Origin of the sequence: Sphingomonas sp. J315, assembly GCF_024666595.1 — a bacterium.
GTDB lineage: Bacteria > Pseudomonadota > Alphaproteobacteria > Sphingomonadales > Sphingomonadaceae > Sphingomonas.
This window is the reverse complement of sequence record NZ_CP088296.1, coordinates 2,155,875-2,181,965: the sequence shown is the minus strand read 5'-3', so window position 1 is coordinate 2,181,965 and position 26,091 is coordinate 2,155,875. Positions and strand designations below refer to the sequence as shown.

General features: G+C 65.3%; 24 protein-coding genes, 1 tRNA gene and 2 pseudogenes. 15 read left to right on the top strand and 12 right to left on the bottom strand.

Annotation, left to right across the window (positions count from 1 at the left end; translation table 11 throughout):
- Nucleotides 1–16 precede the first annotated feature (16 nt).
- A complete protein-coding gene (locus tag LRS08_RS11235; protein WP_260480735.1) occupies nt 17–2,380 on the top strand; it encodes a TonB-dependent receptor in 2,364 nt (787 codons plus the stop codon).
- Between the two features lie 131 nt (nt 2,381–2,511).
- Here LRS08_RS11235 and LRS08_RS11230 read toward each other — a convergent pair.
- Nucleotides 2,512–2,597 (bottom strand) — tRNA-Tyr (locus LRS08_RS11230).
- A gap of 161 nt (nt 2,598–2,758) precedes the next feature.
- Here LRS08_RS11230 and rlmB point away from each other — a divergent pair.
- Together rlmB and LRS08_RS11220 are read left to right on the top strand one after the other, a co-directional pair.
- Nucleotides 2,759–3,514 (top strand): 23S rRNA (guanosine(2251)-2'-O)-methyltransferase RlmB, encoded by a 756-nt coding sequence (gene rlmB, locus LRS08_RS11225; protein ID WP_257843614.1) that lies wholly within the window; start codon nt 2,759–2,761, stop codon nt 3,512–3,514.
- Between the two features lie 33 nt (nt 3,515–3,547).
- On the top strand, nt 3,548–4,318 hold the full coding sequence (locus tag LRS08_RS11220) for a hypothetical protein (protein WP_257843615.1): 771 nt from the start codon (nt 3,548–3,550) through the stop codon (nt 4,316–4,318).
- 21 nt (nt 4,319–4,339) lie between these two features.
- Here the strand turns inward: LRS08_RS11220 and LRS08_RS11215 are convergent, their stop codons facing one another.
- Nucleotides 4,340–4,657: a 2Fe-2S iron-sulfur cluster-binding protein gene (locus LRS08_RS11215; protein ID WP_257843617.1), complete on the bottom strand. Its 318-nt coding sequence runs from the start codon at nt 4,655–4,657 to the stop codon at nt 4,340–4,342.
- 63 nt (nt 4,658–4,720) lie between these two features.
- Here LRS08_RS11215 and LRS08_RS11210 point away from each other — a divergent pair, with 63 nt between their 5' ends.
- The 6 genes and pseudogenes from LRS08_RS11210 to LRS08_RS11185 all read left to right on the top strand — a co-directional run bounded on the left by LRS08_RS11210 (nt 4,721) and on the right by LRS08_RS11185 (nt 10,253).
- On the top strand, nt 4,721–5,344 hold the full coding sequence (locus tag LRS08_RS11210; protein WP_257843618.1) for a DNA-3-methyladenine glycosylase family protein: 624 nt from the start codon (nt 4,721–4,723) through the stop codon (nt 5,342–5,344).
- 87 nt (nt 5,345–5,431) lie between these two features.
- Nucleotides 5,432–6,544 carry an S-(hydroxymethyl)glutathione dehydrogenase/class III alcohol dehydrogenase gene (locus LRS08_RS11205; RefSeq protein ID WP_260480734.1) on the top strand — a complete coding sequence of 371 codons (1,113 nt, stop codon included), beginning with the start codon at nt 5,432–5,434 and terminating at the stop codon, nt 6,542–6,544.
- Nucleotides 6,545–6,568: 24 nt separating this feature from the next.
- The gene (locus LRS08_RS11200; RefSeq protein ID WP_257843619.1) at nt 6,569–6,952 is read left to right on the top strand and encodes a VOC family protein; all 384 of its coding nucleotides are present in this window, start codon (nt 6,569–6,571) and stop codon (nt 6,950–6,952) included.
- Between the two features lie 11 nt (nt 6,953–6,963).
- Nucleotides 6,964–7,809: a formyltetrahydrofolate deformylase gene (gene purU, locus LRS08_RS11195; protein WP_257845432.1), complete on the top strand. Its 846-nt coding sequence runs from the start codon at nt 6,964–6,966 to the stop codon at nt 7,807–7,809.
- Complete coding sequence (gene fghA, locus LRS08_RS11190; protein ID WP_260480733.1) at nt 7,806–8,648, top strand: S-formylglutathione hydrolase; 843 nt, start codon at nt 7,806–7,808, stop codon at nt 8,646–8,648. Before purU ends, fghA begins: the two co-directional genes overlap by 4 nt.
- Nucleotides 8,645–10,253, top strand: a pseudogene (locus LRS08_RS11185) (phytoene desaturase family protein). Before fghA ends, LRS08_RS11185 begins: the two are co-directional and overlap by 4 nt.
- 5 nt (nt 10,254–10,258) lie before the next feature.
- On the opposite strand, the gene LRS08_RS11180 reads toward LRS08_RS11185, so the two are convergent.
- Both LRS08_RS11180 and LRS08_RS11175 read right to left on the bottom strand, forming a co-directional pair.
- Nucleotides 10,259–10,582, bottom strand: a complete 324-nt coding sequence (locus tag LRS08_RS11180) for a DUF6916 family protein (protein WP_257843620.1) — start codon at nt 10,580–10,582, stop codon at nt 10,259–10,261.
- 536 nt (nt 10,583–11,118) lie between these two features.
- A complete protein-coding gene (locus tag LRS08_RS11175) occupies nt 11,119–11,430 on the bottom strand; it encodes a LysR family transcriptional regulator (protein ID WP_257843621.1) in 312 nt (103 codons plus the stop codon).
- A gap of 345 nt (nt 11,431–11,775) precedes the next feature.
- Between LRS08_RS11175 and LRS08_RS11170 the strand changes: the two genes are divergently transcribed.
- Nucleotides 11,776–12,012: a hypothetical protein gene (locus tag LRS08_RS11170; protein ID WP_257843622.1), complete on the top strand. Its 237-nt coding sequence runs from the start codon at nt 11,776–11,778 to the stop codon at nt 12,010–12,012.
- A 130-nt stretch (nt 12,013–12,142) separates the two neighbouring features.
- Nucleotides 12,143–12,466, top strand: a complete 324-nt coding sequence (locus LRS08_RS11165) for a GIY-YIG nuclease family protein (RefSeq protein WP_257843623.1) — start codon at nt 12,143–12,145, stop codon at nt 12,464–12,466.
- 595 nt (nt 12,467–13,061) lie between these two features.
- Here LRS08_RS11165 and LRS08_RS11160 read toward each other — a convergent pair.
- From LRS08_RS11160 to LRS08_RS11140, 5 genes and pseudogenes are all read right to left on the bottom strand, one after another.
- Nucleotides 13,062–14,111, bottom strand: a complete 1,050-nt coding sequence (locus tag LRS08_RS11160; protein ID WP_260480732.1) for a ribonucleotide-diphosphate reductase subunit beta — start codon at nt 14,109–14,111, stop codon at nt 13,062–13,064.
- Between the two features lie 21 nt (nt 14,112–14,132).
- Nucleotides 14,133–14,339, bottom strand: a complete 207-nt coding sequence (locus LRS08_RS11155) for a hypothetical protein (protein ID WP_257843624.1) — start codon at nt 14,337–14,339, stop codon at nt 14,133–14,135.
- Complete coding sequence (locus LRS08_RS11150; protein ID WP_257843625.1) at nt 14,336–14,527, bottom strand: hypothetical protein; 192 nt, start codon at nt 14,525–14,527, stop codon at nt 14,336–14,338. The genes LRS08_RS11155 and LRS08_RS11150 overlap by 4 nt, the downstream gene beginning before the upstream one ends.
- 13 nt (nt 14,528–14,540) lie before the next feature.
- Nucleotides 14,541–15,332, bottom strand: coding sequence for an endonuclease domain-containing protein (locus LRS08_RS11145; RefSeq protein WP_257843626.1), 792 nt, complete (start codon nt 15,330–15,332; stop codon nt 14,541–14,543).
- 64 nt (nt 15,333–15,396) lie between these two features.
- Nucleotides 15,397–17,332 (bottom strand): annotated as a pseudogene (locus LRS08_RS11140) (ribonucleoside-diphosphate reductase subunit alpha).
- A 463-nt stretch (nt 17,333–17,795) separates the two neighbouring features.
- On the opposite strand from LRS08_RS11140, the gene LRS08_RS11135 reads away from it, so the two are divergent.
- The 4 genes from LRS08_RS11135 (at nt 17,796) to LRS08_RS11120 (ending at nt 21,832) form a co-directional block, all read left to right on the top strand.
- The gene (locus LRS08_RS11135; protein ID WP_260480731.1) at nt 17,796–18,131 is read left to right on the top strand and encodes a hypothetical protein; all 336 of its coding nucleotides are present in this window, start codon (nt 17,796–17,798) and stop codon (nt 18,129–18,131) included.
- Between the two features lie 78 nt (nt 18,132–18,209).
- Entirely contained in the window at nt 18,210–19,808 is a 1,599-nt protein-coding gene (locus LRS08_RS11130) for an amidase (RefSeq protein WP_260480730.1), read from the top strand.
- A gap of 36 nt (nt 19,809–19,844) precedes the next feature.
- Nucleotides 19,845–21,356, top strand: coding sequence for a M20/M25/M40 family metallo-hydrolase (locus LRS08_RS11125; RefSeq protein ID WP_257843629.1), 1,512 nt, complete (start codon nt 19,845–19,847; stop codon nt 21,354–21,356).
- A gap of 149 nt (nt 21,357–21,505) precedes the next feature.
- Nucleotides 21,506–21,832, top strand: coding sequence for a hypothetical protein (locus LRS08_RS11120; RefSeq protein ID WP_260480729.1), 327 nt, complete (start codon nt 21,506–21,508; stop codon nt 21,830–21,832).
- 102 nt (nt 21,833–21,934) lie between these two features.
- Here LRS08_RS11120 and LRS08_RS11115 read toward each other — a convergent pair whose 3' ends face one another.
- From LRS08_RS11115 to LRS08_RS11105, 3 genes are all read right to left on the bottom strand, one after another.
- On the bottom strand, nt 21,935–22,489 hold the full coding sequence (locus tag LRS08_RS11115) for a thermonuclease family protein (RefSeq protein ID WP_260480728.1): 555 nt from the start codon (nt 22,487–22,489) through the stop codon (nt 21,935–21,937).
- A gap of 100 nt (nt 22,490–22,589) precedes the next feature.
- Nucleotides 22,590–23,804: a hypothetical protein gene (locus LRS08_RS11110; RefSeq protein ID WP_260480727.1), complete on the bottom strand. Its 1,215-nt coding sequence runs from the start codon at nt 23,802–23,804 to the stop codon at nt 22,590–22,592.
- The gene (locus LRS08_RS11105; protein ID WP_257843633.1) at nt 23,797–25,857 is read right to left on the bottom strand and encodes a S9 family peptidase; all 2,061 of its coding nucleotides are present in this window, start codon (nt 25,855–25,857) and stop codon (nt 23,797–23,799) included. Before LRS08_RS11105 ends, LRS08_RS11110 begins: the two co-directional genes overlap by 8 nt.
- Nucleotides 25,858–26,091: the final 234 nt, after the last annotated feature.

Below are 26,091 nucleotides of genomic sequence, written 5' to 3'. Positions count from 1 at the left end.
GTTGGGAGAGGATGTCATGAAGTTCATGCCCCAGTTGCGTCTGTGCGTCAGTGGTGTCGCGTTGGTCGCCGCTTGCCTCGGCGCACCCGCATTCGCGCAGGACAGCGCGTCAGCTACAGCGGAAGAGCGCGACAGCGACGAGATCGTCGTCACCGCGCAAAAGCGCTCCGAAAGCGTGCAGACCGTCCCGATCTCGATCGCCGCTTTCAATGAAGAGACGCTGGAACAGGCGAGCGTCACCACGGTGCTCGACCTGGGTCGCGTCGCCACCAACTTCCAGACGGTGCGCTCGTCCAACACCGGATCGACCCGCATCGGCATCCGTGGCGTCGGCTCGCTCGCCAACACGCTGATCGAACCGAGCGTCGCGGTATTCGTCGACGGCGTCTATGTGCCGCGTTCGGGATCGGTGCTCGGCGCGTTCCTCGACATTGACGGGGTCGAGGTGCTGCGCGGACCGCAGGGCACGTTGTTCGGCCGCAACGCCAGCGTTGGCGCGCTCTCGCTGCGCAGCGCGCTGCCCGAGGACAGTTTTTCCGGCCAGGTTTCGGGCGAGATCGGCTCGTTCGACCGCTACAAGCTGAGCGGCCATGTCAACATTCCGCTCGGCCAGAATGTCGCGATGCGCCTCGCCGGCATGGGGCAATGGTATCAGGGGCCGTGGGTCAACCGGCTCGACGGCAAGCGCTATGGCGGGTCGGACGACATGTCGTTCCGCGGCACGATCAAGGCCGATCTCGGCAATGTCGAATGGATCGTGCGCGGCGATTACACCCGCCTCGACGGCGACGGCGTGGCCAATTTCGATTTCGACGCCAATTCGGTCAGCGCCGCGCGACTCGCCTTCATCCAGGCCGCCTTTGCCGGCGGGCCCGACACCAATCTCGACGACCGCAACATGAACCAGTTCATGGCGACCGGACTGATCGACACCAACTGGGGCGTGTCGAGCACCGCATCGCTCGACATCGGCGGATCGACGCTCAAGCTGATCAACAGCTATCGCGTATGGACCAACGACCAGCTCGACGGCGACATCATCTATTTCCCGGTGTCGCTCGCCAATCGACGCAGCCTGTTCGATTCGAAGAGCCACAATCACGAGCTTCAGTTCATCTCGCCCGAGCGCGGCTGGATGGGCGGCATGTTCGACATGGTCGCGGGCCTGTATTTCTTCCAGGAGGATTTCGCGCTGAGCGAGGTGCTCAATCTCGGCAGCAGCTTCTGCAACGTGCTGGTCCCGGCCGGGCCGGGGCGGACGGCGTGCACTGGTTACTACACGAGCACCGGCGGCATCGGCGCGACCGATCAGGACGTGTTCCAGAAGGTGACGAGCATCGCCGCCTATGCGCAGGGCAATCTGCACCTCAGCGATCAGCTGACGCTGACGCTGGGCGGGCGCTGGACCAAGGATGAGAAGGAAGGGACCTATACCCAGACCTCCAGCCCCTTCACCCAGACGCTGCGCGCGCCCGAGGCGCTGACCTTCCCCGGCATCAGCGAGAGCCGCTTCACCTATCGCGTCAGCCTCAACTACAAGCCGAGCGCGGACGTGCTGATCTTTGCCAACCATTCGACCGGCTACAAGTCGGGCGGGTACAATTCGGGCGGTGGCACGCCGTCGCTGTCGACCTTCGATGGCAGCGGCAACCTGATCTCGACCAAGCGGCTATTCGACCGCGAGACGGTGAAGAATTACGAACTGGGCATCAAATCGACCTGGCTCGACCGCGCGCTCAAGGCGAATCTGACGCTCTATCGGATGGATATCGGCGGGTTCCAGGACCGCGCGTTCGACGGGGTCAGCTTCATCGTGCGCAACGCCGGCAATCTGCGCCAACAGGGGTTCGAGTTCGACACGGTGATCGCGCCGACCCGCGACTTTTCGTTCAGCGCGTCGCTGGCCTATCTCGACTCGACCTTCACCTCCTTCACCACCGCGTCGAACCTGCCGGGCCTGACCGGAACGCAGGACCTGACCGGCAAGCCCAACACCTTCTCGCCCGAATGGGTGGGCAATTTCGCAATCAACTGGACCGGGGACCTCGGCACCGGAGGGATGAGCTGGGAGGCAAACGCCAATCTATCGCTCGTGTCCGACCAGTTCGTCGGCACGGTCAACGACAACAACCCGCAATCGCTGGCGGATGGCTATGCGCTGCTCGGCGCGCGCCTGACGCTTTATGGGCGTGACGATCGCTGGTCGCTGGCGGTGTTCGCCCGCAACCTGACCGATACCAAATACCGGCCGCTGTCGGTCTATCAGCCGCTCGGCGCTGCACTCGGACTCAACAATACGGTGTTCCCTGGCAGCACCGCGAACCGCGTGATGGCGAGCGAGCCGCGGACCTTCGGGGTTTCGGGTACGATCCGCTTCTGATCGCGCGACACTGCCGCCCTATCAGCCTCCTGGCGCGTGCCTCCGCGCCGGGAGGTTTCCTTTGGGAGACAGTGGGTGCCAAGGCCCGAACACCCCGCCAGGGATCGCTTCTGTTCCAGCGGCCGAAGGGATGGTGGAAGGGACTGGATTCGAACCAGTGTACGCTCACGCGGGCAGATTTACAGTCTGCTGCCTTTAACCACTCGGCCACCCTTCCATGCGGCACGCCGAAGCGAGTGCGCGCCAATGCCGAAGCGGCGCGGCGCTGTCAACGCCTTGCGCGCGCGGGTTGTGGCTTCTAAGTCGTTTCAAAGTTGCTGAAGCGTTGCGGCACCGGCCCCGCGCCCGGTTCCGCGCCAGCGGAACCTAGAGTGAGCTATGAGCCAGAGGCCAAGACGGGGGCATCGTCCCCAATCCGGATCGAACAGCAACCGCCCCCGCTTCTGGGGCCGCCACGCCGTGACCGCGGCGCTGGCCAATCCCGAGCGGCGGGTACGCAAGGTGTGGGGGACGCGCGAGGCGCTGGGCGCGCTCGACCTGCCCCCGATCCTGCCGATCACTTATGCCGACGTGGCCGATCTTGCCCGGATGGTCCCGTCCGACGCGCCGCACCAGGGCATCGTGATCGAGGTCGATCCGCTGGAGGAGATCTGGCTGGGAGATCTGCTGGAGCAGGGCGCGGACGATCGTCGCCCGCTGCTGGTGCTCGATCATGTCACCGACCCGCATAATGTCGGCGCGATCCTGCGCTCGGCGGCAGCATTCGACGCGCTCGGCATCGTCACGCAGGACCGTCACGCGCCGCCCGAATCGGGATCGCTCGCGCGCGCCGCATCGGGGGCGCTGGAGCTGGTGCCGTGGGTCCGTGTGGTCAATCTTGCCCGCGCGCTCGACGAGATTGGCGAAGCGGGATTCTGGCGCATCGGCCTGGCGGGCGAGGCCAAGGGCACGCTGGGCGAGGTGATGGGCGATACGCGCCCCGCATTGGTGCTGGGCGCCGAGGGCGAGGGGATGCGGCATAACACCGCCGCGCATTGCGACGAGCTGGCACGCCTGCCGATCTCGCCTCGCGTCGAGAGCCTGAACGTATCCAACGCCGCAGCCATCGCGCTGTACGCAGCTATCTCGCGCTGACCCACCGGTCCGCGCCAACGGGGGAATGACGCCATGTTCGATCGGTTCAAGGGGATTGCGCTCGCGGTCCTTGCCCCCGTGCTGCTGGTCGGATGTGCGTTCAGTCCGGGCAAGTTCGTCTCCACCCTCACCATCCTCGCCGATCGCAGCTTTACCTTCAGCTATCAGGGTGAGGTGATCGCGGTCGATATCGCTGGCGAAATGGCCAAGGGTATGGGCGACGCCTTCAAGGGGATGGGAGACGAGGACGACAAGACGAAGACCACGACCAGCCTGCTCCGCGATGCCACCTGGCAGGAGGACGAGGATGCCCCCGCCGCCGCCGAGGAAGACTCGACCAAGGACGATGCCGAGGAGGCCGCCAAGAAGGAGGCAAAGTTCAAGGCGATCGCCGAGGCGCTGACCAAGGAGGCGGGATATCGTTCGGTCACCTACAAGGGCGACGGCGTGTTTGTGGTGGATTACCAGATCGGCGGCAAGCTGACCCACAATTTCCTGTGGCCGTACAATATCGACGCGGAGGTGATCTTTCCCTTCGTCGTGCTCGAACTGCGCGGGGCGGACACCGTCCGGGTCAAGGCACCCGCGTTCGGCGACAGCGATTCGCCCGGCAAGGGCAAGTCGGACGACGCCAAGACCAAGCTGGACGGCACCTTCACTTTGGTCACCGACGGCGAGATCGTCAGCCAGAATAACGAGGATGGCGCGAAGACCGATGGCACCCGCCGCACCGTCACCTGGAAGGCGACCCCTCTGAGCAAGGACGCCCCGATGGCGGTGGTCAAGGTCGCGCCGCGCTCCTGAACGGATCGCAGCGCGCCCTGCTTAGTCCTCGGCCGCGATCGTCACCTTGAGGCCGTCGAGCGCGGCGGTAAACTGGAGCTGGCACGACAAGCGCGACCTCTCGTTGCGGTCCGACGAGCTGTCGAGCAGGTCGTTCTCGTCCTCGCTCATCGGCGGAATTTTGGCCGCAAATTCCGGATCGACATGAACGTGGCAGGTCGCGCACGAGCAGCAGCCGCCACACAAAGCGAGCAGTTCGTCGAACCCGTTGTCGCGGATCACTTCCATGACGCTCAGGCCCACTTCGCCTTCGACTTCGCGTTCTTCTCCTTCGCGTGTGACGACGATAAGCTTGGGCATGATCTTCTCCTGTGTGTTCCGCGCCCATGCCGGGGAATGCCGCCGCTTTCAAGGATCCGAACGATGGGACTGACTGCCGAACAGCTGCGCGAATCGCTGGATGCGATCGCGGCAGACGAGCCGTTGATGGCCGCAGCGGTCGCGCGGGTCGGCTATCCCGAGCCGCGCATCCGCGAACCGGGTTATGAGACTCTGCTGCGCACCATCGTCGGGCAGCAGGTGAGTGTCGCCGCGGCGGCATCGATCTGGAGCAAGCTGGCAGCGGGGATCGGCGATCTGACCCGGCCCGATATCGTCGCCGCCGCTCCCGACGATGCATTGCGCGCCGCCGGGCTCTCCCGGCAAAAGGCGAGCTATGCCAGGAGCCTGGCCGAAGAGGTGTCGAGCGGCCGGATCGACCTGACCGCGCTGCCCGCAGATGACGAGGAAGCGATCGCTCAGCTGGTCCGGATCAAGGGGATCGGGCGCTGGTCGGCGGAAATCTATCTGCTGTTCGCAGAGGGGCGACGCGACATCTGGCCGGCGGGCGACCTGGCGGTGCAGATCGAGATCGGCCGAATCATGGGCCATGCCGAGCGTCCGTCGGAAAAGCAGACCCGCGAGATCGCCGAAGCGTGGCGGCCGCATCGCGGTGCCGCGGCGATCCTGGCCTGGCACCATTACAAGGCGGACATGGCGGCGATCTGAACTGTAAGTTTCACATACAATCGGTTCGGGCTGGCGCGGAGTGCGATCCCTTGCCAAAAGCGCAGCGAAGCAAGGAGCATTGAAACCATGAAGACCCGCGCCGCCGTTGCGTTCGAGGCGAAGAAGCCGCTGGAGATCGTCGAGCTGGACCTGGAGGGTCCCAAGGCGGGCGAAGTGCTGGTCGAGATCATGGCGACCGGCATCTGCCACACCGATGCCTATACGCTCGACGGGCTCGACAGCGAGGGGATTTTCCCCAGCGTGCTGGGGCATGAGGGCGCGGGGGTGGTGCGCGAGGTCGGCGCAGGCGTCACCAGCGTCACCCCGGGCGATCATGTCATCCCGCTCTACACGCCCGAATGCCGCCAGTGTAAGTCGTGCCTCAGCGGCAAGACCAATTTGTGCACCGCGATCCGCGCGACGCAGGGCAAGGGGCTGATGCCCGACGGCACCACGCGCTTCAGCTACAGGGGCCAGCCGATCTATCACTACATGGGCTGCTCGACCTTCTCGAACTTCACCGTGCTGCCCGAGATCGCCGTCGCAAAGATCCGCGAGGACGCGCCCTTCCAGACCAGCTGCTATATCGGCTGTGGCGTCACCACCGGGGTCGGCGCGGTGATCAACACGGCCAAGGTGCAGGTCGGCGACAATGTCGTCGTGTTCGGACTCGGCGGCATCGGCCTCAACGTGATCCAGGGCGCGCGGCTCGCCGGCGCGAACCAGATCATCGGCGTCGATATCAATCCCGACCGTGAGGAATGGGGCCGCCGCTTCGGGATGACCGACTTCCTCAATTCGCGCGGCATGAGCCGTGAGGATGTCGTGGCCCGGATCGTCGCGATGACCGATGGCGGCGCCGACTATACCTTCGACGCGACCGGCAACACCGACGTGATGCGCATCGCGCTTGAGGCCTGCCATCGCGGCTGGGGCACCAGCATCATCATTGGCGTGGCCGAAGCGGGCAAGGAGATCGCCACACGCCCGTTCCAGCTGGTCACCGGTCGCAACTGGCGCGGCACCGCATTTGGCGGCGCCAAGGGCCGCACCGATGTTCCGAAGATCGTCGACATGTACATGACCAGCAAGATCGAGATCGACCCGATGATCACCCATGTCATGGGTCTGGAGGACATCAACAAGGGGTTCGACCTGATGCATGCGGGGGAGAGCATTCGCAGCGTCGTGGTGTTCTGAAACTAAACAAGGGGAGAGGAAGCCATGTTCAGCCATATCATGCTCGGCGCCAACGACGTCGCGGCGTCCAAGGCATTTTATGACGCCACGCTCGGCGCGCTCGGTGCCCGCGCGGGCAGTGTCGATCCCAAGGGCCGCGCCTTCTACATGCACAATGGCGGCATCTTCATGCTGAGCCAGCCGATCGACGGCCAGCCCGCGTGCCACGCCAATGGCGGCACGGTCGGCTTTGCTGCAGAGAGCCCGGAAATGGTCGACGCCTGGCACGCTGCCGGTCTCGCGCATGGCGGTACCGCGATCGAGGATCCGCCGGGCATCCGCGAAAATGCGTTCGGCGCGCTCTACCTTGCCTATCTGCGCGATCCGGCGGGGAACAAGGTCTGCGCGATGTATCGCGTCCCGAAGTGAGTGCGGGCTGGATCCTGACGCTGACCTGCACCGACCGGGTGGGCATCGTCGCGGGGGTGAGCGGATTCCTGGCCGAGCAGGACGGGTTCATCCTCGACAGCCAGCAATATGCCGACCTGGAGACCGGCCGCTTTTTCATGCGGGTGGTATTCACATCGGGCGGGCCGCGCTTTCCGGTCGATCGGGACGCGCTGGTCGCCGCCTTCACCCCGGTGGCGACGCGCTTTGAGCTCGACTGGGGGTTGTCGGCCAGCGACGAAAAGCCGGCATTGGTGGTTGCAGTGTCGAAGGGGTCGCACTGCCTCAACGACCTGCTCCACCGGCAACAGGCGGGGACGCTGTCGGCGCGGATCGTCGCGGTTGTATCGAACCATGAGAAGCTGCGCGGCCTGACCGAATGGCATGGCGTGCCGTATCATTACCTTCCGGTCGAGGCCGGCGGCAACGCGGCACAGGAACACGCGATCGAAGCAGTGATGGAATCCGCGGGTGCCCCCTATCTGGTGCTCGCCCGCTACATGCAGGTGCTGACCCCCGAGTTTGCCGATCGGCTGGCGGGGCGGTGCATCAACATCCATCACAGCTTCCTGCCGGGGTTCAAGGGCGCAAAGCCCTATCACCGGGCGCATGATCGCGGGGTCAAGCTGATCGGAGCGACCGCGCATTTCGTGACCAGCGACCTCGACGAAGGGCCGATCATCGACCAGGCGGTGGAGCGGGTCGACCATCGCGACAGCGTCGACGACCTGATCCGCATCGGCCGCGATATCGAGGCGCAGGTGCTGGCGCGCGCGGTCGATGCGATCGGAGCGCGACGGGTATTCCTCAACGGCAATCGCACGGTGGTGTTCAGATGAGCTTCGAGACGGTCTCGACCAACAAGGCGCATGGCGGAGTGCAGGGCGTGTACCGCCATTCATCGACCGCGACCGGCACGCCGATGACGTTCTCGGTGTTCGTTCCGGATCATGCCGAAGGCGCGAAGCTGCCGGTGCTCTGGTACCTTTCGGGGCTGACCTGCACCCATGCCAATGTCACCGAAAAGGGCGAGTATCGTGCGGCCTGCGCCGAGCATGGCGTGATCTTCATTGCCCCGGACACCTCGCCGCGCGGCGATGATGTGGCGGATGACGAAGCCTATGACTTTGGCAAGGGCGCTGGTTTCTATGTCGATGCGACGCAGGCGCCGTGGTCGGCGAGCTACCGGATGCGCTCTTATATCGAGGATGAGTTGCCCGGGCTGATCCTGCGGGAGTTTCCGATGGCTGATCTCAGCCGTCAGGGGATCACGGGCCATTCGATGGGTGGGCATGGCGCGCTGACGATCGGGTTGCGCAACCCCGACCGGTTCCGGTCGATCAGCGCATTCGCCCCGATCGTCGCACCGTCGCTGTGCCCGTGGGGGCAGAAGGCGCTGACCGGATATCTGGGCGATGATCGCGAGGCATGGCGGCGGTATGATGCGGTTGCAATGATCGAGGATGGGCTGCGCGTTGCCGAATTGCTGGTCGATCAGGGGGATGCCGATGCGTTTCTGACCGAACAGCTCAAGCCCGAATTGCTGGCCGCGGCGTGCCGCGATGCGGGGATCGACCTCACACTGCGGATGCAGCCCGGCTATGACCACAGCTATTATTTCATCTCCAGCTTCATGAGCGACCATGTTGCCTGGCACGCGGAGCGGCTGAAGGCATGACCCAAAGGTTTGACGCGGTCATCATAGGGGCGGGGCATAATGGGCTGACCTGTGCCTTCTACCTCGCCCGCGCCGGCCTCGAGGTCTGTGTGATCGAGCGGCGCGATGTGGTCGGCGGGGCGGCGGTGACCGAGGAGTTTCACCCCGGGTTCCGCAACTCCGCGGCGAGCTACACCGTCAGCCTGCTCCAGCCCAAGGTCATTGCTGACATGAAGCTGGTCGACCGGGGTTACCGGGTGATCGAGCGGCCAGTGTCGAACTTCTTTCCGCTGGACGGGGATTATCTGAAGCTGGGCGGCGGGGCGGAGCGGACAAGGGCGGAGTTTGCCCGCTTCTCGACAAAGCGATGCCGCGGCGCTGGACGGTTACGAGGCCGCGCTGGAGCGGGTGGCGGACCTGTTGCGGAGCATGGCGCTCAAGACCCCGCCCAATGCCGGGGGTGGGATTGCGGCGCTGGTGGCGGCGGCGGCACAGGGGCGGCAGGTCGCTTCCCTGCCGATCGAGGGGCAGCGGGATGCCCTCGCCCTGTTCGTCCAGTCGGCTCGGGAGTTTCTCGACGGGTGGTTCGAGAATGAACACGTCAAGGCGGCATTCGCGTTCGATGCGGTGGTAGGCAATTTTGCCGGGCCGGCGGCGCCGGGGTCGGCCTATGTCCTGCTGCACCATGTCTTTGGCGAGGTGAACGGCAAGAAGGGTGCCTGGGGCCATCCGGTCGGGGGGATGGGCGCCATCACCGGAATGATGGCCGATGCGGTCCGGGAGGCCGGGGCGGTGATCCGCCTGGAGGCTCCGGTCGACCGGGTGCTGGTCGATGGTGGTCGGGCCGCCGGGGTGCGCCTTGCCAGTGGCGAGGAGATTGCGGCGAAGACGGTCGTCGCCAATGTCGGCCCTGCCCTGCTGTTCCGCCAGTTGGTCGATTCCAGCGAGCTGCCCGCCGATTTCAACCGGCGGATTGCGGGGTTCAAGACCGGATCGGGCAGTTTCCGGATGAATGTCGCGCTCTCACAACTCCCTGATTTCACGGTGCTTCCCGGCAGCGATGCCGAGCATCATCGCAGCGGCATCATCATCGCGCCGACCATGGACTATATGGACAAGGCCCATGAGGACGCGGTCCGCTATGGCTGGTCGAACGCGCCGGTGGTGGAGATGACCATCCCCTCCACCGTCGACGACAGCCTGGCCCCGGCGGGCTGCCATGTCGCCAGCCTGTTCTGCCAGCAATTCGCCCCCGTCCTGCCCAACGGGCGGAGCTGGGACGATGAACGCGAGGCGGCGGCGGACGACATTATCGACACGGTGACGCAGCACGCCCCCAATTTCCGCGACGCCATCATCGCCCGCCAGATCCACTCCCCCACCGACCTCGAACGCAAGTTCGGGCTGGTCGATGGCGACATCTTCCACGGCCGCATGTCGCTCGACCAGCTCTGGGCGGCGCGGCCGGTGCTGGGGCATGGCGATTATCGCGGGCCGATCGGCGGCCTGTACCTTTGCGGCGCTGGCACCCATCCGGGCGGCGGGGTGACCGGTGCGCCGGGGCATAATGCCGCGCGGGAAATCCTGAAGGACCGAAGCGTGTTCGGGCGTCTTTTGCGCCGCTAGCGTTGTCAGTCGAACACAGCCTCGTAGCGCACCGCGCCGGTGCGGGGTTCGCGGCTGCGGGGGATGAGGAACAGGCACATCCGGCCGAAATGATGGTGCGAGACCCAGTAGAGGCCCTGGGGCAGCGATGCGCCGGGGGCGCCGCGCAGGAACATCGAATAGGGCATGCGCCACGCGGTCGACGAGGTGCGCGGACGCTCGGCCCGGACCTCTTCGAGCGTCAGGACATGCGCCGAACCGACGATCCCGCCGACGAGAAATTCGTCGCCGATCGCCGCACAGGCGTCCTGCGAACTGGGCAGCGAGAACAGGGGGCGGGTGTTCGACATCAGCGGCTGAATCCCGAACGAACGGGATGTGAGGACGATACGCGTGTCATCACCCGGAGGCTCCATAAAGTGTTGAAGCCCGGACACACCCCTCCGGACATGGGCAGGATTATGCGCGATTTGTGCAGGGGTACAAGCCGGGGCTTTTGCGGATCGGCCAATTAACCACGCGGTCTGTCGCACGTGCGGGGCGGGTCGTGGGTCGTCGCGGACACCATATTGTGCTGCGAGCGAAAGGAAGCCGGTTTCCGTAACGTCATCCGCCATAGCCGATCGAACCACCCCGCCAGGGCGTGGTATGGGGCGGTCGCGAAAAGGTGAATGACCATTCGACTTCGGCGACGGGCGCTGTCCGACGATGCTGACAAACATGGGGGTATGTACGGGAGAAGCGACCGGTTCGGGACGGCAAGCGGGCGGGTTTGCGACACGCTGACACCCGTGGGGTGACGGTGGCGCGACTCCGACGTGACAGGTGCGCGACAGCGGCGCGACGGGCTGACACCGGGTCTGGACGGGTTGGCGACCGCGCCGCGTCATGGACGCGACGCCGGGGCGACGGGGGCGCTACGGGCTGTGGCGGGTTCGCGCGGGGCGAGCGGATCGGGGGCGAAGGGATCGGCGAGCCGTGCGGCGTGGAGTTTGAGTGCGTGGCTCCAGTGATGGTCGAACGGCGTGCCGGTCAGGCGGTTGCGCAGCGCATGGGCGCTGGAGCGCGACATGCCGGCGGCGCGCGCGGCGCGGGCGATGCTGCCGGTTTCGACGAGCGCGGTGAGGAAGATGCGCTGACGCGCGGGGGTCCAGTGGTTGCGCGCTGGCGGCGCGGCGGGTGTGGGTTGGTCGCGCATCGACTCGACTCCGGTTGGTTGGAGTCGATTCAGTTGACCTATTTGGTTCGTGTAGGAAAGGGGGGTTTAGGAAGTTTCTGCTCGACAAGGCGAGTCTCTTTTTCGCACGTGTGGCAGAACGTGTAGTCAAAGGCAGCGCCCAACACCCAATTCTGTGTGTCCTCGTTCCACTCCGCCCAAGCGTCCCGGGTAACGAGCTTGCTTCCGCAGGCTTCACAAGTGAAGGTAACATGCGCCATGGATGACTCACATTTTGATCGAGAGGCCAGAATAGCCTGCTCGCTCCGTGATATCGGTGAGTTTCCTTCGTTTTGGATCAAGTTTCCTGCGTTCTGGAGTGAATGAATGACAAGCTGGACCGAGGCTGTCGAAGCAGCTGTGCGACGCCATGCGGCGCACTCGGGTAATGGAGAGTTCACCCGCCAGTCGCTGATCGAGAACGAGTTGAGTACAATCGTTTTTGAAACCGGATCGACGGGCGCAACACCAGAAATGACACTGAGCCGCGAGTTGCAGGATATGCGAGATCGCGGTTCATTAGAGTTCGTGGACGATCGGGGGACATATCGACTGATCGGTTGAGGAATCGCGAGCGCATCGCCTGCGAAACCGTGGCCCCCGCGGGTGGCGAAAGAGGCCAAGCACTACGTCCTAAGTCCACCGTCACCCCGGACTTGTTCCGGGGTCCACCGGAAGGCCGACAATGTCTCCAATGATCGAGCGCCTACCCTGCGTCTATATCCTCGCCAGCGCGTTTAACGGCACGCTTTATGTCGGGGTGACCTCCGACCTGATTGGCCGGATCGTCCAGCATCGCGCAGGTACGTTCGATGGGTTCACCAAGCGCCACGGCATTCACCGGCTGGTCTATTACGAGGTCGGCGGGACGATGGAGTCCGCGATCCGGCGCGAGAAGCAGGTCAAGCGGTATCGCCGGGAGTGGAAGCGCAACCTGATCGAACGCGAGAACCCCATGTGGAACGATCTGGCGGTGGGTTTGGGGCTGGAACCGCTGACGGCGATAGCGCGCGGATGAGTGGACCCCGGCACAAGGCCGGGGTGACGAATCAAAGCCTTGAAATCAGCCAACCCAAAGCGAAGAAGAGAGCGACAACACCCACAAACATGAGAGCGCCCGCTGAGGCTTGAAGCCACTTCGGATAGAGCCTCTGATGGATAACCGGAACAAGCCGACCACTTCCGCCAGCAGACCTTACGGAGTCGATAGGCGGCCCATTCAGGATTTGGAGCGTCACGACCTCCCCGGGCGAGATGAAGGGTATCTCGACAATCCACTCGCCCCGTGGTCCAGAACGTGTCTCATGCACAAGTGAAGGGATTAATACGTAACCAGCGGGCGGAGCGCCCGGGATCGAAGTAACTTGCACGCCCTCGGCAGCTTGCCGCCCGAGGTTCTGAATAATGATCTGACCTGAATTGATGTGGACGGGCTGAACGCCTGGCTCGTTGGAATGCAGAGTAAAATGAGTTGAATTTGGGCTAAACCAAATCAGCCGCACCCTTCCTCGAATAGCCTGACCGAGAAAGGTCGCCGACAGAGTTGCGACCGCAGAAAATGCAGCCGCAAATCCGGCGTCTGTTGCGAAGAAGGCTGCAAGGCTACCCAACTTCTACTCCGCCGCGACCGTCCCATCGAACAACCCGCCCTCAGCGGCATCCTCGTTCGCTGCCGGAGCCGCCTTGGCCTTCTGGCGCTTGTCGAACGAATCCCACACTTCGTTCCAGTTGCCCTTGGTCGCGCCCTTCGAATATTCGGTCGCGCGGGTTTCGAAGAAATTGGCGTGTTCGACGCCGTTGAGCAGCGGGGTGAGCCACGGCAGGGGGTGTTCGTCGATCATGTAGATCGGCTTCAGCCCCAGCTGGTTGAGGCGCCAGTCGGCGATGAAGCGGATATACTTCTTGATCTCCTTGGGCGTCATGCCGGGGACCGGGCCCTGTTCGAACGCCAGGTCGATGAACGCATCCTCCAGCCGCACGGTCGTCTGGCAGACGTCCATGATGTCGTCCTTCACCGCCTTGGTCAGGCAGTCGCGTTCCTTGGTGAAGGCGTGGAACAGGCGGGTGATGCCTTCGCAGTGCAGCGATTCATCGCGCACCGACCAGCTGACGATCTGGCCCATGCCCTTCATCTTGTTGAAGCGCGGGAAGTTCATCAGCATCGCGAAGGACGCGAACAGCTGAAGCCCCTCCGTAAAGCCGCCGAACATCGCGAGGGTCTTGGCGATATCCTCGTCATTATCGACGCCGAACTTCTGAAGGTAATCGTGCTTGTCCTTCATCTCGGCATATTCGAGGAACATGCCATATTCGCTTTCGGGCATGCCGATCGTGTCGAGCAGGTGGCTGTACGCCGCGATGTGCACCGTTTCCATGTTGGAGAAGGCGGCGAGCATCATCTTGATCTCTGTCGGCTTGAACACGCGGCCGTATTTTTCGTGGTAGCAATCCTGCACCTCGACATCCGCCTGGGTGAAGAAGCGGAAAATCTGGGTCAGCAGATTGCGTTCGTGATCGGTGAGCTTTTGCGCCCAGTCGCGGCAATCCTCACCCAGCGGCACCTCTTCGGGGAGCCAGTGGATCTGCTGCTGACGCTTCCAGAAGTCGAACGCCCAGGGATATTCGAACGGCTTGTAGGTCTTGCGGGCTTCGAGAAGAGGCATGGGATTACTCCTAAACTGGATTCAACCCGCCCTGGACGGCGGGGGAAGGGTCGACAGGCCGAGGCCGAAATAATGATCGGCCAGCCCGATTGCCGACACGATGAGAACGGGAACCGCGATCCAGCGCACCAGATTGCGGTCATCGATACGCGCAGCGAGATGCGGGAACAGCACGAGCAGGAAGCTCAGCCAGAACAAAGCCCAGCCGGTCGCGAGTCCCCTAGTCATACCCCACCCGCCATGCTGGCGACCAGCGCGAAGCCGGTGAGGAACAGACAGAGCGCGACCAGCATCGTGCCGCCAATGCGCAGGGCATAGGCGCCCTCACGCGATGCGGCGCGGCGGCGCAGCAGGGCGATGCCCGCCGCGCCCGACGCGATGCCGATCCCGGCCTGAATGGCGAGGGCCCTATTCATGGCAGAAGGCTCGTCACAGGGGATCGCGGTCGCGCACCACGACGCGCTCCTTGACCACGACCTTTTTCCCGCGATGCGCGCCGACGCCGAACACGCAGATGCCGAGGAAATAGCCGAAATCATACCAGCCGCCATTGTTGGGCACGGCATAGACCGCGACGTCGGGGACGAAGAGCGAGAGCACCCAGGCGACCGGGAAGATGAAGCCGTGCCACAGCCCGAGCAGGAAGCCGGGCGCGCCGGGCTCGACACCGGTCGCGACCTGCTGTGCGCAGGCGGCGAGGAGGGTGAGGCCCAGCAGGGGGAGGAGACGGATCATGGGCGGTGCTCCTTCATCCCCTCTCCCATTGGGAGAGGGGCAAGCCGCAGCGGCGCGGGGTGAGGGTGAGCGGGAATGGCCTTGAGGTGTGTCACCCTCACCCTTCCGCGCCTTTGGCGCTCCCTCCCTCTCCCAATGGGAGAGGGAATTTGCGATTGTCGCGATCACGCCGTCGGTGTTGTTCAGCACATCATTGTTCCAGAAGCGGATCACGCGATAGCCTTCACCTTCGATGAAGCGGGTGCGGCGGGCGTCGCATTCGGCGTCCTCCGCGTGCTGGCCGCCATCGACCTCGATCACCAGTCGCGCCGCGAACCACAGGAAATCGACGCGGAACGGGCCGACCGGAGCCTGAAAGCGCCATTTGGCTTCGGGGAAGGCTTCCCGCAGCGCGCGGCGGAGATGTTTCTCCGCCTCGGTTGCGTGGCGGCGCAGGGTGCGGAGCTGATCCACCGTTCCAGATGGCTGGTCCTGATACAGACGCATCACCCTCACCCTTCCGCCGCCTGCGGCGGCTCCCTCCCTCTCCCAAGGGGAGAGGGAATTTAGCTCACTGGCAAGCCAGGCACTCGTCGTAATCGGTCGATTCTGCCCAGGTTGAACTGCGGCGCGTCGATCGTGTTGTCGGCCTCGACCCCGCCCGCGAACCCGGCGCGCTGCACCGATTTGCTGCGGAGATAATAGAGCGACTTGATGCCGAGCTCCCACGCGCGGAAGTGGAGCATCAGCAGGTCCCATTTCTCGACATCGGCCGGGATGAACAGGTTCAGCGACTGGGCCTGATCGATATAGGGCGCGCGGTCGCCGGCGAGTTCGAGCAGCCAGCGCTGGTCGATCTCGAACGACGTCTTGAACACGTCCTTTTCCTCCTGGGTCAGGAAGTCGAGATGCTGGACCGAGCCGCCACGCTCGAGGATCGAGTTCCAGACATTGTCGCTGTTCTTCGACTTTTCGATCAGAATCTTCTCAAGATACGGGTTCTTGACCGAGAAGCTGCCCGACAGCGTCTTGTGCGTGTAGATGTTGGCCGGGATCGGTTCGATGCACGCGCTGGTGCCGCCGCAGATGATGCTGATCGACGCGGTCGGCGCGATCGCCATCTTGCAGCTGAAGCGCTCCATCACGCCCATATCGGCGGCGTCGGGGCACGGGCCACGCTCGACCGCGAGCTGCATCGATGCTTCGTCGACCTGCGCCTTGATGTGCTTGAAGATCTTGCTGTTCCAGGTCTTCGCCATCGCGCCCTCGAACGGCAGGCCGCGCGCCTGGAGGAAGCTGTGGAAGCCCATCACGCCGAGGCCCACGCTGCGTTCGCGGCTGGCCGAATAGGCGGCCTTTTCCATGCCCGGCTCGGCGCGGTCGATATAGTCCTGAAGGACGTTGTCGAGGAAGCGCATCACGTCCTCGATGAACCCCTTCTCGCCCTTCCACTCGTCCCAGGTTTCGAGGTTGAGGCTGGAGAGGCAGCAGACCGCGGTGCGCTCGTTCCCCAGATGGTCCTTGCCGGTCGGCAGGGTGATTTCCGAGCAGAGGTTCGAGGTCGAGACCTTGAGGCCCAGATCGCGGTGATGCTTGGGCATGTTGTTGTTCACGTGATCGGCGAACACGATGTACGGCTCACCGGTCGCGAGGCGGGTTTCGACCAGCTTCTGGAACAGCGCGCGGGCGTTGACCGACCCACGGACGCTGCCGTCCTTGGGCGATTTGAGGTCCCAGTCGGCGCCGGCGCGCACCGCTTCCATGAACGCGTCGGGGATCAGCACGCCGTGGTGGAGGTTCAGCGCCTTGCGGTTGAAGTCGCCGCTGGGCTTGCGGATTTCGAGGAACTCCTCGATCTCCGGGTGGCTGATGTCGAGATAGCAGGCGGCCGAACCGCGACGCAGGCTGCCCTGGCTGATCGCGAGGGTCAGCGAATCCATCACGCGGACGAAAGGGATGATGCCCGACGTCTTGCCGTTGAGGCCGACCGGTTCGCCAATGCCGCGGACATTGCCCCAATAGGTGCCGATGCCGCCGCCGCGCGAGGCGAGCCACACATTCTCGTTCCAGGTGTCGACGATGCCGTTGAGGCTGTCGGGGACGGAGTTGAGGAAGCAGCTGATCGGCAGGCCGCGCCCGGTGCCGCCGTTCGACAGCACGGGGGTGGCGGGCATGAACCACAGGCGCGAGATATAGTCGTAGATGCGCTGGGCGTGCGCGGCGTCATCGGCATATGCGGACGCGACGCGGACGAACAGGTCCTGATAATTCTCGCCCGGCAGCAGATAGCGGTCGTTGAGCGTGTCCTTGCCGAATTCTGTCAGCAGCGCGTCGCGCGAATGATCGACCTCGACCGGGTAGATGCGCGGGGCGACCGACTTGGTGTCGATCTTCTTCTTCGTCTTGGCAGCCTTTTCCGGCGCAGCAGTTTTGGGCTCGACGAGCGTCTCTACGGTATCGGTCACGGTTTCACTCACGCTCGTTTCCTGGCTTTCTCTGAAGTCCATCGGTCGTCCCCTGCCACGTCCAATCGTCACGACTCGGGGGCGGTGCCGATCGTAGCACCTTAGCATCCGGAACGGAGAGAACAAAACATGTCCACCCCCTCCTGCCCAGGCGACGGCAAAGCGCCCCGCGATATAGGATCGCGAGCCATGCTCCACCAGTGCTTGGGCTTGTCCCCCTGTGTGACCACTAGAGATTGTGCCAATCCGGCGCGGGAGGCAATAGCGTAAATGACAGTTAAGCGACTCGGTTCGTCGCTGATATGACTCGGTTCATGGCATGTTTACCAGCGCCGATGCGGTGCGACGCGCGGACCTTCCTCGCCTTTTCAGAATGCAAGAGAACGACGGGCGAACATGGGATTTTTTTCGCGCACAGGTTCATCCACAGATTTCTGACCCCAGAGCGACCGGTCAGCGATCAGACAGGGTTCGCATGCGACGATCAGGGCAGAGGAGATGCCCGATGCGCAAGCTGTTGATCCCGATTCTGCTCGCCACCGCCCCCGCCGCCGCGCAGATTCGCGATCCGGCGGGGAGCAATGCCGGGTGGCCCGCGCCGCGCCCGGCGCTGCCCGGGGTGGCGCGCGAACTGGATCAGGTCGACCGGTCGATCCGCGACGCGCGAGACGCGGAGGAGCTTTCGCGGCGCGAGGCGCGGGAATTGCGGCGCGAGAGCCGGCGGATCGCGGCGCTGGAGGAACGCTATGCCCGTGACGGGCTGAGCGAATCCGAGCGTGCGGGGTTGCAGGCGCGGATCGCGGCGCTGCGCAGCGTGGCGAGCGCGCGGGCCAAGCCATGATCGTTGCACACGACACCGCTTGAGGGGGCGTTGGTGCACGGCTAGCCTCGCCTTCGAAGACGCCCTTCGGAGAATGCGATGTCGCTGTTGTTCCTGTCCCTCGCCCTCGCCGCTCCTGCTGTCGCAGCATCGCCGTCCGAGCCGGTACCGGCGGCAACGGATGCGCGGATCGTCGAGCGATCGATCGACGACCTGTCCGCCGATCTCGCGGCGGGGCGGACGAGCAGCGAAAAGCTGGTGCGCGCTTACCTCACGCGGATCGCCGCGATCGACCGCAAGGGACCGACATTGCGGGCGGTGATTGCGACCAACCCGCAGGCGATTGCGGAGGCGCGGTTGCTGGATGCCGAGCGGCGCGCGGGCAAGCTGCGCGGGCCGCTGCATGGCATTCCGGTGCTGGTGAAGGACAATATCGACACGGTCGGGATGGCGACCACGGCGGGCAGTCTGGCGCTAAAGGACAATATGACCAATCGCGATGCGCCGCTGGTGGCCCGGCTGCGCGCGGCGGGGGCGATTATCCTGGGCAAGGCGAACCTGTCCGAATGGGCCAATATCCGGTCGTCCCGGTCGATGAGCGGGTGGAGCGCGGTCGGCGGGCTGGTCCGCAACCCCTATGCGCTCGACCGCACCGCGTGCGGATCGTCGAGCGGGTCGGGCGCGGCGACGGCGGCAAGCCTGGCTGCCGCGACGGTGGGAACCGAGACCGACGGGTCGATCGTGTGCCCGGCGTCGAGCAACGGCGTGGTGGGGATGAAGCCGACCGTGGGGCTGGTCAGCCGCACCCATGTCGTCCCGATCAGCCATAGCCAGGACACGGCGGGGCCGATGACGCGCAATGTCCGCGACGCCGCGCTGATGCTGACCGCGATGGCGGGGAGCGATGCCGCCGATCCGGCGACGGCGCAGGCGGATGCGAAGCGGGTCGATTATGCGGCGGGGCTGGACGGCACCGGCCTGCGCGGGGTCCGCGTCGGCGTGGTGCGGCCGGGGAACATGTCGCCCGATCTGGCCAAGGTATATGACGCCGCGCTGGAGCAGATGAAGGCGGCGGGGGCGGTGCTGGTGCCGGTCGAGATTCCGCCCGCGCCCGAATTGGGCGGGGCGGAGTTCAAGGTGCTGCTGACCGAACTCAAGGCCGATCTCGACGCCTATCTCGCGACCACGCCGCCGGCGGTGACCGCGCGGACGCTGGACGCGGTGATCGCGTTCAACAGCGCCAATGCTGCGGCGGAGATGCCGTTCTTTGCGCAGGAAATCTTCCTCGACGCCGCGAAGACCAAGGGGCTCGACGATCCCGACTATCGCGCGGCGCGGGCGACGTCGCTGCGGCTGGCGGGCAAGGAGGGGATCGACGCGATGCTTGCCAAGGCGGAGGTCGCGCTGATCGTCGCGCCGACGCGCGGGGCGGCGTGGCTGTCCGATCCGGTGCATGGCGATCAGGCGAGCGGGCCGTCGGCGAGCCGGTTGCCGGCGGTCGCGGGCTATCCGCATCTGACCGTGCCGATGGGGCTGGTCGATGGGTTGCCGGTTGGGCTCAGCTTCTTCTCCACCGCATGGCGCGATGCCGAGGTGCTGAAGGCGGGCTATGCCTTTGAGCAGCAGGCGCGCGCGCGGGTCGCGCCACACTACCTGCCCAGTGCGGATGCCGGGCCGGGGCTGGACGGGGTGCGCTGAGCGCGCGAACATCGGGATCAGGAACAGGGGGCGACAATGGACAGAGCGATCGGGCGGCGCACGATGCTGAAGGCGGCGGCGGCAGGGGCGGCGCTGACCGCGCCGGGCGCGGCAATGGCGGCGGATCCGCTGGCGACGGTCAAGGCGGCGATCGCGGCAGGGCATGATGCGTCGGTCAAGCGGTTGCAGGACTGGATCCGGCTGCCGTCGATTGCGGCGGAGGATCGCGGCTATCCCGAGGGGCCGGAGTTCATGAAGCGGCTCGCGCTCGATGCCGGGTTCCAGCATGCCGAGATCGTGCCGTCCAAGGGCAAGCCGGGGGTGTTCGCGACGCTGGACGCGGGCGCGAAGAAGACGCTGGGCATCTATTTCATGTACGATGTCAAACAATTCGATGCGGCGGAATGGGAGCATCCGCCACTCGACGCGAAGCTGGTCGACAAGCCGGGATTCGGCACGGTGATGATGGGCCGGGGGACGGTGAACCAGAAGGGGCCACAGGCGGCGTTCCTCGCCGCGCTGCACGCCTTCAAGGCGGCGGGGCGCAAGCTGCCGGTCAATCTGGTGCTGGTCGCCGAGGGCGAGGAGGAGATCGCCTCCCCCAATTTCCACGAGATCGTGACCAGGCCGCAGGTGATGGTGGCGATGAAGAAGTGCGTGGGCGTCATCATCCCATCGGCCGGACAGGGCGAAGATGGCGGGGTGACGCTGACGCTGGGCGCAAAGGGCGCGATCGAGTTCGAGCTGATCGCGAGCGCCGAGAAGTGGGGGCGCGGCGCAAAGGTCGATATCCATTCGAGCCAGAAGGCGCGGCTGGACAGCCCGGTGTGGCGGCTCGTCGCCGCACTCTCTACCCTTGTCTCGGCCGACGGCAATACGGTGCTGATCGACGGGATCGCCGACAAGGTGAAGCCGCTGACCGCGCGGCAGAAGGAGCTGATCGCGATCAACGCGCGCGCGACGAGCGAGGCGGCGTTCAAGAAAGCCTATGGCGTCGAGAAGTTCATCGACGATCTCGACTGGGAGGCGTCGCTCGTGCGGCTGGCGCAGGCGCCGACGGTGAATATCCAGGGGCTGGTGGCGGGCTATACCGGGCCGGGCGGCAAGACGATCCTGCCCAACAAGGCCACCGCGAAGCTGGAAATCCGCCAGGTCCCCGACATGACCTATGACGACACCGTCGCCAAGCTGAAGGCGCATCTCGCCAAGCGCGGGTTCGGCGATATCGAGGTCAATGTGTCGGGCGGGTACGGGCCGACGGAGACCGACGAGAATAGCCCGCTGGTGCGCGCGGAGATTGCGACGCTCAAGCGGCTGGGGCTGCCGGTGACGCTGTATCCGCGCAGCCCGGGCAGCTGGCCGGGAGTGATCTTCACCGGGCCGCCGCTCAACCTGCCCGCCGGACAGTTCGGCGTGGGACGCGGCTATGGCGCGCATGCCCCGAACGAGTTCTTCGTGATCGACAGCAGCAATCCGAAGGTCGCGGGGCTGGACGGCGCGGCGTTCGCCTTTGCCGATTTCCTGTATCAGGTCGCCGCGACTGCCTGAAAATCCCGGTTCGGGCCGTCGCTTATCCGCCACGACCCGTCCCGCCCCAACGCATGAACGCGCGCGAGTCAGCCGTTCTCTCCTCGAAACCCGTGCGCCCGGTCAGCCGTTCCTGGCGTCAGGTTCATGGCAACATGAGGAGTAACACGATGCGTACCCCCCTGATCATCGCGACCGCGATGACGCTGCTTGCCAGCCCGGCGCTGGCGCGCGACGTGGCGCATGCGGAGGTCTTTACCGACAGCAATTCGCACTATCTGGATTACAAGACGTCGATCAGCGAGGCGAAGCGCGAGCTGCGCAAGGACCTTGCCCGCGCCAATGACGAGGCCGACCGGATCGACGCAATCGCCGAATATGAGGCGGAGATCGCCGATGCCGAAAAGGACTTCCGCAAGGAGATGGCCGAGCGCGGCGTGGTGCTGCCCAAGGGCAGCGTGATCGTCGAGGAGGATGTAGCGGTCTTCCCGCAATAAGCTGACCAGCTCGACGGCCCGGACCTGGGGTTCGGGAGGGCGGGAGGATCGTTCGCGCGGACAGCGTAGCGAGCGGTTCTCCCGCTCTTTATGTGCGTGGCCCTACCCGCACCACCCCGTGCGGCGACCGCGATAGGGACGGGCAAGCCCCTCCGCGACGAGCGTATCGCCGACGCCGCGGCCATCGACTTCGACCAGACGCAGTTTGCGGCCATAGCGGTCGGTGTCACGATCGATTGCGTGGAGGGTGACCGCGCCGCTGTTGAGCAGCGCCTGAAGCCGCTGGGTCGCCGCCGCGCCGAGCCGGGCTTCTTCAGGGCAACGTGCGGGGTGGGTTTCGGGGGTGTCGATATCGGCGATGCGGATCTTGACCCCCGCAATCCAGAAGGTGTCGCCATCGACGACGCAATTGGTGCCGCCGCCGCTATGGCAGAAGCCGAAATTGGCGCGCGGCACTGGCGCGGGATCGACGGGCCCGGGCATCGCGGCGGGGAGCATCGTCCACGCCAGCCCGCCGACGATCCCGGCGAGCAGCATCCCGGCCAGTTCGTTGCGCCCGAAGCTGAAGCGCGCGCTGCGGCGGCGCAGCAGCGCGCCCTCCTGGTTCCAGCCGTACCAACTGCGCCGAGAGCGGTGCAAATCCAACGGGTGCTTCACGCCAACGCCTCCATGGGAGGCGAGGGTAAGGCGCAGGGCTCACCAATTCCTTAAACGACGGGTCCGCGATGGCGGGGAGTCCCGCCATTACGGAGGAAGGCTACGCGCCCTCGGCGGCGGCCTCGGCCTCGGCTTTCCGCAGCTTTTCGAGCCGTTCCGGGCGCTGGGGGATCGGGACAGCGGGGTCGAGATGGATGAAGATTGCGCCGGTCGGGGCCAACGCGGCGGCGACGCGGTCCTTCCATGCGGCGGAGATCGCGACATAGATGCGGGCGCCTGCCGCCGCTCCGGCCTTGATTGCGCGCGCGGCCTTTTCGAGTTCGAGCAGGAAATGTTCGGGTGGCGCGAGCGTTGCGAGCGAGAGCCCCGAGGCGAGAAGCGCCTGCCCCTTAAGCTCGTCGTGGAGCCATTTCACGGACTGCTTATAGTCCCTTGCACGCGGATCTTGCAGGACAGCAGTCGCAGGAAATCCCTCCTCCCAATCGGGATCGATGCGATAATAGGCCTCCCGCAAATAGTCATGCCAGTCTTGCTCGTCGGGGTTCGCTGGCCCGACAAGCGGTGCGAGGAACGCCGCCCGGCGCTCCGCATCGGCCGCATCATAGGCCTTGGCCACAGCCAGCGCCTTGGCGAGCGCGCGTTCCCATGCCGCGCCGGACGGCTCGACGGGGGTGCCGGAGGCGAGGTCGATCTCGATCTCGACATGCTCCTTCGCGCCGGCGAACGGCTCTTGTTCGGGGACGACGATGGCGAGGATCGCGCGCGCGCCGTCCGGCGACAGGCGATGCGTTCCACCCCACCAGATCGAACTGACCGAGTGCGGGAGCGCGCGAATATAGGCGGGCGGGAGCAAGTCGGTGAGCCCGAGTGAGCGGATGCGCCGCCCGTCCGCGCCATAGATCACGACGACATCGGGGCCGAAGCCGACCGAATGCCAATTGTCGAAGGTCACGACATGGCGACCGTCATCGGCCACCAGCGCGTGCGTTGGCGCCACCTCGTTCACCAGCGGCGCGGCCCAGACGCGGGTCCATTTGCCCGCAGCGTCGCGGCGTTCGAGCACCGCGCTGGCAGTGGTCGCGGTCTCGCCCTTCGCCTGACCGGCGGGTTCCTTGCCCGCAACCTTGTCCTCGAAATAGCCGAGTTGTCCGCGGAGCTTGCGCGGGGTGACGTTCAGGCGGAAGCTGCCATTGGCCGAGCTGTAGCTGGCTGGTTGAGGTGGCCCCCAGCTGTCGGCCCGCACGGCGGGCGTGCCGAGCACCAGCGCTGCAAACGCGAGCAGCAGGGCCGCCGATGCCCGAATGGCATCACGCATTCGCCAGCCCCAGCTGCCACAGAATGAAGGCGTTTTCGTCCGCCGCCTCGCGCAGGCTTTCCCAGCGGCCGGACTTGCCGCCATGGCCCGCGCCCATATTGGTCTTGAGGACCAGCACATTGTCGTCGGTCTTGGTCGCGCGCAGTTTCGCCGCCCATTTGGCGGGTTCCCAATAGGTGACGCGGGGGTCGTTGAGACCGCCCGAAATGAACAGCGGCGGGTAATCCTGTGCCTTCACATTGTCATATGGACTGTAGCTGCGGATCAGGTCGAACGCGGCCTTGTCGGTGATCGGGTTGCCCCATTCGGGCCATTCGCCCGGGGTCAGCGGCAGGCTGTCGTCGAGCATGGTGTTGAGCACGTCGACGAAGGGCACGTCGGCGACGACCACGCCCCACAGGTCCGGGTCGGAGTTGACCACCGCGCCCATCAGCTCGCCGCCCGCGCTGCGCCCGGCGATGGCGATGCCGCCCTTGTGGGTGTAGCCGCGATCGATCAGCCCCTTTGCGACATCGACGAAGTCGTAGAAGGTGTTGGTGCGCTTTTCGAGCTTGCCGTCGAGATACCATTGCTGGCCGAGATCGTCGCCGCCGCGGATATGCGCGATGGCGAAGGCGACGCCGCGGTCGAGGAACGACATGCGCGCGGTCGAGAAGCCGGGCGGGATGGCATAGCCGTACGCGCCATAGGCGTAGAGATAGAGCTTGCCGGTGCCGTCGCGCGGGAAGTCCTTGGGGTAGACGATCGAGCAGGGGATGTCGGTGCCGTCGCGCGCGGCGATGTGCAGCCGTTCGGTCGCGTATTTGCTCGCGTCATAGCCCGATGGGATGATCTGGACCTTGAGTGTCTCTAGTTCGCCCGTCGCGACGTCATAGTCATAGACGGTGCCGGGCGTGACCATCGATTCATAGCCGATGCGCAGCTTTGCCATCGCATATTCGGGATTGTCGCCGAGGCTGGCGACATAGCTGGCTTCCGGGAAGGCGATGCGCTTGCCCGGACCGCCTTCATACTGGTGGATCTCGATCTGATCGAGGCCGGCCTCGCGCCCCTCGACCACGAAATAGTCGGCAAAGGTGGTGACGCCGGTCATGTAGAAGGTTTCGGACGGGGCGATCCGCTCGTGCCACGCGCCGGGTGCATCGAGGCTGGCGGTGACGAGCCGCCAGTTGGTGTGGGTGTCGTTGGTGTGGATGTAGAGCGTGCCGTCATGCTCCTCGACATCGTACTCGCGCCCGGTCTGGCGCGGGGCGACGAGGATCGGTTCGGCGAGCGGATTGTCGGCGGGGAGCAGGCGGACTTCGCTGGTGACGTGATCGCCGGTCGAGATGACGAGGAAGCGGCGCGACTGGGTCTCGCCGACGCCGACGCGATAGCCCTCGTCATCCTCGTGATAGAGTTCGATGTCCTGGTCGACCGGATCGCCGAGCTTGTGCCAGCGGGCATTGTCGGTGCGCCACTGGTCGTTGGCGACGCCGTAGAGAAAGCCCTTTGAGTCCGAGGTCCAGACGAGGTCGGACAGGACGCCGGGGATGGTGTCGGGGAGGAGGTCGCCGGTGGTGAGGCCCTTGACCCGCACCTCGAACCGTTCCGAGCCGTTGTCGTCGAACGCGTAAGCGAGATAGCGGTCGTCGGGGCTGATCGAGAAGCCGCCGAGGACGAAATACTCCTTGCCCTCGGCGAGCTTGGGTTCGTCGAGGATCAGTTCGTCCGGACCACCCGCGACGGGCCTCCGCCACCAGCGGCGATATTCGCCGCCGGTCTCGTGGTCGGTCCAGTAGAGATACGCACCGTCCTTTTGCGGAACGGTGGCGTCGTCCTCCTTGATCCGGCCGCGCATCTCCTGAAACAGCGTTTCGGAGAGCGGCTTGAGCGGTTCGATCACGCCCTCATAATAGGCGTTTTCGGCCTCGAGATAGGCGAGGACGTCCTTGTCCTTCACATCGGGATAGCCGGGGTCGCGCAGCCAGTTCCACGGGTCTTCGATCGTCGCGCCGTGGCGTTCGTAGGAGAAGGGGCGGGTGGCGGCGACGGGGGGCGTGGTCTGGCTCATTCCGCCGCTCTAGCGCAGCCACGCGCGACCGCAAACGGTTGCCGTAAACGTAAGCCGCGCTAGGGTGATTCGATACTTGGCGGAAAGCCACTCCAATCCTCCCCCGCAAGGGGGAGGTGGCAGGCGTAGCCTGACGGAGGGGACGGAAGCACGACGGTCGAGAGGACACAGCCGTCCTCCCCCTCCGTCGCCTTTGGCGCCACCTCCCCCTGGCGGGGGAGGATAGATGGGACT